Source organism: Kitasatospora sp. NPDC001175 (genome assembly GCF_053598215.1).
Genome location: NZ_JBSFJU010000056.1, coordinates 42,850 through 53,320 on the forward strand (window position 1 = coordinate 42,850; position 10,471 = coordinate 53,320).

General features: G+C 71.5%; 8 protein-coding genes, 1 tRNA gene and 1 pseudogene. 5 read left to right on the forward strand and 5 right to left on the reverse strand.

The window, feature by feature from the left end:
- Positions 1–21 precede the first annotated feature (21 nt).
- Both ACWDAK_RS30555 and ACWDAK_RS30560 read left to right on the forward strand, forming a co-directional pair.
- On the forward strand, positions 22–645 hold the full coding sequence (locus tag ACWDAK_RS30555) for a helix-turn-helix domain-containing protein (protein WP_427394211.1): 624 nt from the start codon (positions 22–24) through the stop codon (positions 643–645).
- Positions 642–2,129: pseudogene (locus ACWDAK_RS30560) on the forward strand (site-specific integrase); the annotation flags it as partial. The gene ACWDAK_RS30555 and the pseudogene ACWDAK_RS30560, both read left to right, overlap by 4 nt.
- A gap of 162 nt (positions 2,130–2,291) precedes the next feature.
- Here ACWDAK_RS30560 and ACWDAK_RS30565 read toward each other — a convergent pair.
- Positions 2,292–2,365 (reverse strand) — tRNA-Thr (locus tag ACWDAK_RS30565).
- A 297-nt stretch (positions 2,366–2,662) separates the two neighbouring features.
- Here ACWDAK_RS30565 and ACWDAK_RS30570 point away from each other — a divergent pair.
- The 3 genes from ACWDAK_RS30570 to ACWDAK_RS30580 all read left to right on the forward strand — a co-directional run bounded on the left by ACWDAK_RS30570 (position 2,663) and on the right by ACWDAK_RS30580 (position 5,223).
- Positions 2,663–3,754 (forward strand): ABC transporter ATP-binding protein, encoded by a 1,092-nt coding sequence (locus ACWDAK_RS30570; protein WP_344634982.1) that lies wholly within the window; start codon positions 2,663–2,665, stop codon positions 3,752–3,754.
- Between the two features lie 182 nt (positions 3,755–3,936).
- Positions 3,937–4,374, forward strand: a complete 438-nt coding sequence (locus tag ACWDAK_RS30575; protein ID WP_344634983.1) for a peptidylprolyl isomerase — start codon at positions 3,937–3,939, stop codon at positions 4,372–4,374.
- A 99-nt stretch (positions 4,375–4,473) separates the two neighbouring features.
- Complete coding sequence (locus ACWDAK_RS30580; protein ID WP_344634984.1) at positions 4,474–5,223, forward strand: nucleotidyltransferase family protein; 750 nt, start codon at positions 4,474–4,476, stop codon at positions 5,221–5,223.
- Between the two features lie 138 nt (positions 5,224–5,361).
- On the opposite strand, the gene ACWDAK_RS30585 is transcribed toward ACWDAK_RS30580, so the two are convergent.
- From ACWDAK_RS30585 to ACWDAK_RS30600, 4 genes are all read right to left on the reverse strand, one after another.
- Complete coding sequence (locus ACWDAK_RS30585) at positions 5,362–7,149, reverse strand: DoxX family membrane protein (protein WP_427394210.1); 1,788 nt, start codon at positions 7,147–7,149, stop codon at positions 5,362–5,364.
- 150 nt (positions 7,150–7,299) lie between these two features.
- The gene (gene rlmB / locus ACWDAK_RS30590; RefSeq protein ID WP_427394209.1) at positions 7,300–8,292 is read right to left on the reverse strand and encodes a 23S rRNA (guanosine(2251)-2'-O)-methyltransferase RlmB; all 993 of its coding nucleotides are present in this window, start codon (positions 8,290–8,292) and stop codon (positions 7,300–7,302) included.
- A gap of 164 nt (positions 8,293–8,456) precedes the next feature.
- Complete coding sequence (gene cysS / locus ACWDAK_RS30595; RefSeq protein WP_344634987.1) at positions 8,457–9,851, reverse strand: cysteine--tRNA ligase; 1,395 nt, start codon at positions 9,849–9,851, stop codon at positions 8,457–8,459.
- Positions 9,852–9,946: 95 nt separating this feature from the next.
- Positions 9,947–10,339 (reverse strand): PPOX class F420-dependent oxidoreductase, encoded by a 393-nt coding sequence (locus ACWDAK_RS30600; protein WP_344634988.1) that lies wholly within the window; start codon positions 10,337–10,339, stop codon positions 9,947–9,949.
- Positions 10,340–10,471: the final 132 nt, after the last annotated feature.

The following is a 10,471-nucleotide window of genomic DNA, read 5'->3' on the forward strand; positions in this document are numbered from 1 at the left end:
GCACCGCAATAAAGTGTCGATATGACACACGACGAAGTGGAATCTTGGTCGGCGCAGGTCACGAGAACCGTGATCGCCGAGGTTCGCAGGTGCCGGAAGGAGCTGGGTATGACCGCGCAGGACCTGGCCGACGCCTGTGACGAGCTGGGCCACCCCATCCCGCGCAACGTCATCGCGAACTGGGAGTCCGGGCGCCGGCTGACCCTCACCGTCCCGGAGCTGCTCGTGCTCGCCAAGGCAGTCGACACGCCGCCGGCCGCCCTGGTCTTCCCGCTCGGCGGGAGCACCAACGTGGACTGCCTCCCGCACGAGAGCCGAGACCCGTGGACGGCGTTCAGCTGGTTCACCGGCGAGGACCTGGACTTCGGCGACGCGGCCGTGTTTCGCGAGTACGCGGGCGTCGAGCACCGCATCCGGACCGGGCACCACGACGCCTGGCAGCTCCAGTTCTCCGGCGCGAGGGAGGACTGGCCGCACGGCGCCGAAGCCAAGCTCGGCCGCCTTGTGAAGGCCGTTCGCTCGGAGCTCGTACCGATCCGACACCGCATGCGCGAGCTGGGGCTGAATCCCCCTCCGCTCCCCAGCCACCTCGCATTCCTCGACACCGGCCACAAGGACGACCAAATGAAGGAGGGAACCCCGTGAAGGGCTCCACCTACCACCGCTGCTACTGCCGGGACGCCGACACCGGCAAGCCGCTCGGCAAGGCCTGCCCGAAGCTCAGCAGCCGCAAGCACGGTTCCTACGCGGTCCGCCAGGAGCTGCCCAACCGCGAGGACGGCTCACGCCGGTCCTTCAACCGCTCCGGCTATGAATCCCGGAAGACCGCCCAGGCCGATCTCGACCAGGTGCGCGAGCTGCTGCACATCCCGGACGCGGACGATCCCGAGGGTCTCGCGCAGATAGCCGACCTGCTGGAGAAGGTCGCCCACGAGAAGGCGCCGCTGCCCGACGTCGAGGAGACCCGTCGCCGGCTCGCCTCCGGCCAGGACCTCCAGAACCGGCTGACGGTCGGCGAGTGGCTCGACCAGTGGCTGGCGGGCAAGCGCGGCCGACAGACGGCGATCAGCCGGGACGAGAGCAGCATCCGGCTCTACCTGAAGCCGCGGATCGGCCACATCCGGCTCGACCGCCTCCGGGTCCGGCACCTGGAGGAGATGTTCGCGGCCATCGAGGAGGCGAACATCGAGATCGCCGAGGCGAACGCCCAACGACAGGCCGCCATCGACGAGCTGGCGCAGATCCCATGGAAGGGACGAGAGTTCCGCGCGCAGCGCAAGGCCCTCAAGGCCGCCATCGCCGAGATGGAGCCGTTCCGCCGGACCGTCAGCGCAGCGACCTGCCAGCGGATCCGCTCCACGCTCCGGGCCGGTCTCAACGCTGCGATCCGGCGGCAGATCATCACCTTCAACCCGGCCTCCCACGTCGAGCTGGAGTCCGCGAGGCGACCCAAGCCGCTCGTGTGGACCGAGGAGCGGATAGAGCACTGGGAGCTCACCGGCGAGCGGCCGTCCCCGGTGATGGTCTGGACGCCGGAGCAGACGGGCCTGTTCCTCGACCAGGCCGCCGGGGACCGCCTGTACGCGCTGTTCCACCTGATCACCTTCCGAGGGCTCCGGCGCGGTGAGGCGTGCGGTCAGCGCTGGGCTGACACCAACCTGAAGGCCGGGCTCCTCACGGTGGCCAAGCAGCTCGTTGTGGACGGCTGGACGGTCTACGAGGACGACCCCAAGACCGACGCGGGCGCCCGCACGATCGCGCTCGACTCCGAGACGGTCGCCGTCCTGGAGGCACACCGCGAGCGGCAGCGTGCCGACCGCGAGAGGTGGGGCACCGCCTGGGTCGAGACCGGCCGGGTCTTCACCAAGGAGAACGGCGAGTGGCTGCACCCCACCGCCGTCACCGACCGCTTCCGCGAGCTGGCTGAGGAGGCCGGCCTGCCACCGATCCGGCTGCACGATCTCCGGCATGGCGCGGCCACGCTCGCTCACGCGGCGGGCGCGGACCTGCACTCGATCAAGGAGATGCTCGGCCACTCCTCGATCGGCATCACCTCGGACACGTACACGACCTTGCTCCCCCAGGTCGACCGGGCGATTGCCGAGGCGGCGGCGCAGCTCGTCCCCCGGGCGAACAGGCCGCGCAAGGCTGCCCAGTCCACCACGAACCCCCAGCCCACCGGGCCATCCGCTCACGCATCGCTCACGCAAACGGCCTCGGACGAGAAGTCCGAGGCCGGCGATGAAGCCCCCAGAAGGCCAAACCTGCAGCTCATCCGGGGTGGAAACGAGAGCCCCCTGTCGGGTTCGAACCGACGACCCCCGCTTTACAAGAGCGGTGCTCTGGCCAGCTGAGCTAAGGAGGCACGGTGGCCGTCCGCGGCGGACCACGGCGGCACCAGGGGCAGTCTACCGGGACGGGGGGCCGTGGTGGTGGCGGATATCAAGGTGACCGGTATGACCGGGCTGTCCCGGTTGTGATCGGATCGATGCCGAAATCGGGCGCTGTGGGGGGCTGACAGCGGGTGAACCGGCGGGTAGCGTCGCCCGGAGTCGAATCCCGTCGGCTGGTTCAGACCACTGGCGGCGGGGTGGCGGCAGGACAACCCAACCCTTTACTCGGATCGTCCGGCACGTTCCTGCCGGTGAAGGAGAGCACAGTCATGGCTTCTGTGACGTACGACAAGGCGACCCGCCTCTACCCGGGCGGGACCAAGCCGGCCGTCGACGCGCTGGACCTGCACATCGAGGACGGCGAGTTCCTCGTGCTGGTCGGCCCGTCCGGCTGCGGCAAGTCGACCAGCCTGCGGATGCTGGCGGGCTTGGAGGACGTCAACGGCGGCGCCATCCGGATCGGTGACAGGGACGTCACCCACCTGCCGCCGAAGGACCGGGACATCGCGATGGTGTTCCAGAACTACGCGCTGTACCCGCACATGACCGTCGCCGACAACATGGGCTTCGCGCTCAAGATCGCGGGCGTCAGCAAGGACGTGATCCGCACCAAGGTCGAGGAGGCCGCGAAGATCCTCGACCTCACCCAGTACCTGGACCGCAAGCCGAAGGCGCTCTCCGGCGGTCAGCGCCAGCGTGTCGCGATGGGCCGCGCGATCGTCCGCGAGCCGCAGGTCTTCCTGATGGACGAGCCGCTGTCCAACCTGGACGCCAAGCTGCGCGTCTCCACCCGCACCCAGATCGCCGGCCTGCAGCGCCGCCTGGGCATCACCACCGTGTACGTGACCCACGACCAGACCGAGGCCATGACCATGGGCGACCGGGTCGCGGTGCTCAAGGACGGCCTGCTGCAGCAGGTCGACACCCCCCGGGCGATGTACGACAGGCCCGCCAACGTCTTCGTGGCCGGCTTCATCGGCTCCCCGGCGATGAACCTGGTCGAGGTTCCGTTGGTGGACGGCGGTGTGAAGTTCGGCGGCTCGGTCGTCAACATCTCGCGTGAGGACCTGGCCGGCGCGGGCAGCGACAAGACCGTGACCGTCGGCATCCGGCCGGAGCACTTCGAGATCGTCCCGGCGGGCGGCATCGAGGGCGTCGCGGTCACCGTCAACGTGGTCGAGGAACTCGGCGCGGACGGCTTCGTCTACGGCACCACCAAGATCGGAGGCGCGGACCGGGACATCGTCGTGCGCGTGCACGGCCGCCAGGTCCCGCAGAAGGGCGAGACCATCCACGTGGTCCCGACCGGTGGCGAGGCGCACGTCTTCTCCAGCAGCACAGGCGAGCGCCTGAGCTCCTGAGCAACCGCGTGAGCCCCCGGCGGACGGTGTCCGCCGGGGGCTCACGCATTGGCTTGCACGCGACCCGTCCGCTCTGCGCGCCACCTTCGCGTCAACACGCCGTACGGACGAACCGGGACACGCGTCACTCATTGGTGTAACGGAGTGCAACCCATGACTCACCGAGCGCTACTCTCCTGAGCGTGAAACAGCTCGTGCGCCGTATCGGCCAGACCGTCGCCCTCACCCTTCCCGTGATCCTGGTGACCACCGGGACCCTCGCCGTGACCCATGTCCCCTGGGCCCAGCCGACCAGGCTGGACCAGCAGGTGGTCGCGGCGTCCAGCGGCGACGGCACCATCGGCCGCAGCACCACGACCACCGGCACCGAAGGGCTCTCCCCGCAGGACGCCCTCCGCGCCGACCTGATGGACGAGCTCCGCAACCACAACCCGGGCACGGCGCTCGACCTGCTGGAACGCACCATGCGCGAGAAGCCGTCCCTCACCCCGTACTGCAGCAACCTCGCCGCGGACCTCGGGCGCGCCGCCGTCCGCAAGTACCAGGGCGACGTCCAGCGGGCCCGCTCCTTCGCCCGCCCGGTCTGCGACGGCTCGTTCGCGGCGGGCGCGGCCGGCTGACCCCGGCGGCCGGGGCCGCCGATTGCCGCCGCTGGGCTCCCCGGCACCGGCCGGGGACCTTATCGTTCTCGGCATGACCGTCCCCGCACCGTTCTCGCCGTGACCGCCCCGGCGTCCCGCTCCGCCCCGCGGGTGGTCCCGCAGGCCGTGACCCAGGCCGTCATCCTGGCCGGCGGCCAGGGTTCCCGGCTGCGCCCGTACACCGACGACCGCCCGAAGCCGCTGGTCGAGATCCCCGGAACCGGAGTACCGATCGTCGGGCACCAGCTGACCTGGCTAGCCACCGAGGGTGTCACCGACGTGGTGATCTCCTGCGGGCACCTGGCCGGGGTGCTCCAGGAGTGGCTGGACAAGGCTGACCTGCCGTTGGACGTCTGCACGGTCGTGGAGGCGGAGCCGCTCGGACGCGGCGGCGGCCTGAAGTACGCCTCGAAGGCGCTGCCCCACCCCGACGCGCCCTGGTACGCCGCCAACGGCGACATCTGGACCCGCTTCAGCCTCCGCGACATGGCCGCCTTCCACCATGAGCGCGACGCCGTCGCCACCCTCGCGCTGGCCCGGCCGCGCATCCCGTGGGGCACCGTGGAGACCGACCGGTTCGGCAACGTACTGGACTTCATCGAGGCGCCGCCTTCCCCGTTCCTGATCAACGCCGGCCTGTACGTCTTCGGGCCGGAGTTCCACGAGCTGCTCCCGGACGTCGGCGACCACGAGCGCACCACCTTCCCGCAGCTCGCCCGCAGCGGGCGGCTCGCGGGGTACCAGCTGCCGCAGGGCTGCTACTGGCGGGCCATCGACACCGTGAAGGACCTCACCGAGGCCGCCAGGGAGCTCTCCTCGGGCGGGTGAGTCGCAGACGGCAGCCTCGGCCCGGCACGGCGAGCGGTGCCTCCTCCCGAAGCCCCGGGAAGGCCCGGGAAACGGAGACTGCCGGGCCCCTTCCGATCGGAGGGGGCCCGGCAGTCGTGACCGGGAGCAGCCGTACCGTCAGACGGTGGTGCCGCCCGGCCTGACGCCGTAGTGTGCGCCGTTCATGCCGAGCGCGGGGAGCGGTCCGCTGCCCAGGACCCCGCCGAGCAGGCCGCCGCTCGAGGAGGCCGGCTTCGGGGTGGACCCGCCCGCGCCGGAACCCGAGCCGGGCGAACTCCCGCTGCGGCTGCCCGCGCCACTGCTGGAACCCGACCCGGTGCCCGCGCCCTCGCCGCCGGCCGAGCTCCGGTCCGGCCTCGCGCTGTGCGTCTTCCCGCTCCTGCTGGAGGAGGCGGACGGGGAGGCCGCCGTGGACGAGGGGGTGGACGACGGGGACCGCGAGGCCGAGGCGGCAGAGCTGGACACGGGCGCCGGCACCGGCGCCGGCATGACCGGGGAGACCGGCCCCGAGGACGGCCCGTTGCCGGGCCACACCGGCGTTCCGTAGTCGGGCGACGGCGTGGCCGGACCGGGGACGGGCCGGCCGCTGGTACGGACCGCCGCGCCCAGCACGGAGCCGAGCAGCAGGGTCGTCCCGATCACCAGGGTGGTCACCACGGCACCGCGGCGCAGGATCCGGCGGCGCAGCACGGCCGGGGCATCGGAGCCGTACCGGCGCCACGCCTCCAGCGCGATCCGGCCGTCCAGGGAGCCGAACGGGGCACCGGCGATCAGCAGTGGGCTCCAGGCGGCCAGGAAGATCAGGTCGGGTGCGTCGTAGACCGGGACGGCCCGCCAGCTGACGGTGAACAGCAGGACCGCGGAGAGCACCATCGCCGCTCCGGCCGCGAGCCGCTGCCAGAGCCCGAGGATCGACAGGACGCCCACCACGACCTCGGTGAACGCCACGCCGAGCCCGGACCCGACGGGATGCGCCATGGCGAAGTCGAGCAGCGGCTGCGCCACCTTCCAGGGGTGGAGCGAGCCGAGCCAGCGCATCATCGAGCCGCGCTGGCCGCCGTCGAAGTACACCGGGTCGCAGAGCTTGCTGAAGCCGGCGTAGACCGAGAGCGAGCCGAGCAGCACGCGCAGCGGCAGCAGCACCAGGCCGAGGTCGACCTTCCGGCCCGGGTACCAGGCGTGCCGGTTCTCCCCGCCGACCGGGTGACTGACCTCGGGCAGCTCACCACCGGGCGTCCACGGGGGCCGCATCCGCATGCCCGGAGACTGCGCGGAGGCCCCGTACGAGCCACCGGCGCGGCCGCGGCCCTCGGGCGAGCCCGGCTGCTTCGGCACCGCCTGCCCGTACTGCTCGGGCTGCCCGTACGGGTCCCGGTACGGCCCGGAGGGCGGGAACGGCTCCAGTCGCTGGGTGTCCTCCACCCCGAGCGGGGCCGGGCCGCTGCCGGGCGCGGCGGCCGGGGCGGGCACGGTGTTGAGGCGGACTGCGTCCAGCAGTTGGGTCGCCGCCAGGTCGCCCGGCGCGGCCTGTCCGCTCCAGGTGACGGCGGTGACCCGGCCCTTGCGCCGCACGGGCGTACCGACCGAACCGACCGACGACCCGGCGGTGCCGACCGCACCGACACCCGTCAGCGCCGCCGCGAACGCCGAACCGTCCACCACCACGTGCGGGGTGACCAGCGGCCTGTCGCCGAGGCTCTGCGTGCCGTACGGGTTGCCGAAAGCCGCATCCGCCGGGGACTCGATCAGCGAGGCCACCGGGGTGGTGAGCCGTACCCGGAAGCTGGCCTGGGTGCTGCTCAGCCTGGCCGGATCGGACGGCACCTTGACCGTGTTGAGGCTGGGCTCGTCGTCTATCCCAGCCGTGCCGCCCTGCCTCGGGCGCCGAGGTGTTCTGGTGTCCACACCCGTCTAACCGGGTGACAGCCACTTAGGACACTCTCCCGGGTGGATTCCTGGCGGTGATTGAAGTGATCATGCGCAAACCGATCGGGCCCGGTCAGGCCCGATCGGTTGACGGTCACAAAGTCGCCGGTCGAGAACCGGCGACGTCGGTCAGCGCTTGGCGCGCAGCCGCGCGGCCTCGTACAGCACGATGCCCGCGGCGACACCGGCGTTCAGCGACTCGGTCTCACCCGGCATCGGGATCCGCACCCGGATGTCGCAGGTCTCGGCGACCAGCCGGGACAGGCCGCGGCCCTCGCTGCCCGCGACGATCACGACCGGGCCGGTGAGCACGTCCAGGTCGCCGATCTCGGCCTCGCCGTCGGCGGCCAGGCCGACGACCATCAGGCCGGCCTTCTGGTAGGCCTCCAGGGCCCGGGTGAGGTTGGTGGCCCGGGCGACGGGCAGCCGCGCCGCCGCACCGGAGGAGGTCTTCCAGGCGCCGGCCGTCATGCCGGCGGCCCGGCGCTCGGGAATGACCACGCCGTGCGCGCCGAAGGCGGCGGCGGAACGGACCACGGCACCGAGGTTGCGGGAGTCGGTGACCCCGTCCAGCGCCATGATCAGCGCGTCCTGGCCGAGATTGGCGGCCTCCTCCAGCAGGTCCTCGGGGTGCGCGTACTCGTACGGCGGGACCTGGAGCACCAGACCCTGGTGGTTGAGCCCACCGGTCATCTGGTCCAGCTGCGGACGCGGGGCCTCCATCAGCGGGATGCCGCGTTCGTTGGCGGCCTGGAAGGCCTCGCGGACGCGGTCGTCGGTGTCGATGAACTGCATCACGTACAGCGCGTTGGCCGGGACGCCGCCCTGCAGCGCCTCGACCACCGAGTTGCGGCCGACCACCAGCTCGGCCGCGCCCGCGCCACCGCGCCCGCCCCGGCCGCCGGCTCCGGCGCGGCGCATGCCGGCGCGCGCCTTGGCGTCCCGCTCGCGCTTCAGCGCGGCGTTGGCGGCACGCTGCTTGGGGTGGCCCTTGCGGGCCTCACCGGGCGGGGTCGGGCCCTTGCCCTGGAGCGCCCTCCGGCTGTGGCCGCCGGTCCCGACACTCGCGCCCTTCTTGGATCCGGGGTTGCGGCGGTTCCTGCGCTGGCTGTTGCCGGCCATGGCTGTACTTCCTGTCTGTCCGTCATGCCGGGCGGCCGATTCCCGCCCGCGGCATGCTCTGCGTCATGTGGGCCCCTCCCCGCCCGCTGCCGGACAAGGAGGGAGGGCCGCACCGGTCCGGAACGGCCCACCCTCACCCCTTGGGCGCCCAGGCGCCCAAGGGGTTACTGGTTGTTGATGATCCAGCGCGGGCCGGACGGGGTGTCCTCAATGGTGAGGCCCGCCTGCGAGAGCTGGTCGCGGATGGCGTCCGCCGTGGCGAAGTCCTTGCGAGCCCGGGCCGCCTGCCGCTGCTCCAGCACCAGCTGGACCAGCGAGTCCACCACGCCGTGGAGGTCGTCGCCCCGGTCGGCCCCGGCCCAGTGCTCGTCGAGCGGGTCGAGACCCAGCACTCCGAGCATCGCACGGACCTCGGCGAGACGCGCCACCGCGCTCTCCTTGTCGTCCGCGGTGAGCGCGCTGTTGCCTTGCCGGACTGCAGTGTGCACGACCGCGAGCGCCTGCGGCACCCCGAGGTCGTCATCCATCGCCTCGGCGAAGGCCAGCGGCACCTCGGGCGCGGCGTCCACCCGGCCGCAGCGCTCGACCGCGCGCTCGATGAAGCCCTCGATCCGCCCGAAGCCGGTCTCCGCCTCGCGGATCGACTCCTCGCTGTACTCGATCATCGAGCGGTAGTGCGGGGCGGCCAGGTAGTAGCGGAGCACGATCGGCCGCCAGCGCTGGACCATCTCGGAGATCAGCACCGAGTTGCCGAGCGACTTGCTCATCTTCTCGCCGCTCATGGTGACCCAGGCGTTGTGCACCCAGAAGTTGGCGAAGTCGTCGCCGAAGGCGCGGGACTGGGCGATCTCGTTCTCGTGGTGCGGGAAGATCAGGTCGAGCCCGCCGCCGTGGATGTCGAAGGCCTTGCCCAGGTACTTGTGCGCCATGGCCGAGCACTCCAGGTGCCAGCCCGGGCGACCCCGGCCCCACGGAGTGTCCCAGCTGGGCTCCCCCGGCTTGGCCGCCTTCCACATCGCGAAGTCGCGCGGGTCCCGCTTGCCGGTCTCGCCCTCGCTCTCGGGCTGCAGCAGGTTCTCCAACCGCTGGTTGGACAGCCCGAGGTACTGCGGGAAGGTGCCGACCGCGAAGTAGACGTTGCCCTCGGACTCGTACGCGTGCCCCTTCGCGATGAGCTTCCGCATCATCTCGATCATCTCGGGGACGTGTCCGGTGGCCCGGGGCTCGACCGAGGGCGGCAGGCAACCCAGCTCGGCGTAACCCTCGTTGAAGGCACGCTCGTTGGTGTACGCGATCTCGAACCACGGGGTGCCGAGCTCGCGCTCCTTCTTGATCACCTTGTCGTCGATGTCCGTGACGTTGCGGACGAAGGTGACCTGGTAGCCGCGGTAGGTGAACCACCGGCGCATCACGTCGAAGTTGAGGTTGGACCGGATGTGTCCGATGTGCGGGGCCGCCTGGACGGTCGCCCCACACAGGTACATCGAGACACAGCCCGGTACAAGCGGGACGAAGTCGCGTACCTGGCGGGTGCTGGTGTCGTACAGGCGAAGGCTCACAGCGTCAAGCGTAGTGGGCGGCGGGGGGTGCCCCGCCACCTTTACGGGACCCGATGCCCACTTCTTCGTCGGGTCCACGCCGATCGCCGCCGGACTCAGAAGCGGCCGACCACCTTGCGGGGCTTGATCCGGACCACCACCCGGACGTCGTCGGGACCGTCCATGTCGTAGTCCTTGCCCATGTACTTGTGGGCCAGCTCGTTGATCAGCTCCCGGGCGCCCTCCCGGCTCAGGGCCGCCTCGCCGCGCAGTTCGACGTAGGTGTAGGGCTGCTCCGGCGGGTTGACCACGACGGAGACCCGCGGGTCCCGGACCAGGTTGAGGTGCTTCCGGCGGCCTTCGACGGTGGAGAACAGGACGTCGTCGCCGTCCCGCTTCACCCAGACGACGGACGACTGCGGGCTACCGTCGGGCAGCAGGGTGGTCACCACCGCGAAGGCCTTGCCGTCGAGCAGCGCCTTTGCCTGGTCGGGAAGTTCTGCGGCCATGAGTCGGACCTCTCCTCTGGTGCGGTGAACGGTCGGGCGGGCGGCTCGCCATCACCGCGACGCCCGTCACCACCTCGCGCGGCAGCGGCCCGTACCAGCCACGCCATTGGTGGCCGGGCCGCCAGGCGTCCA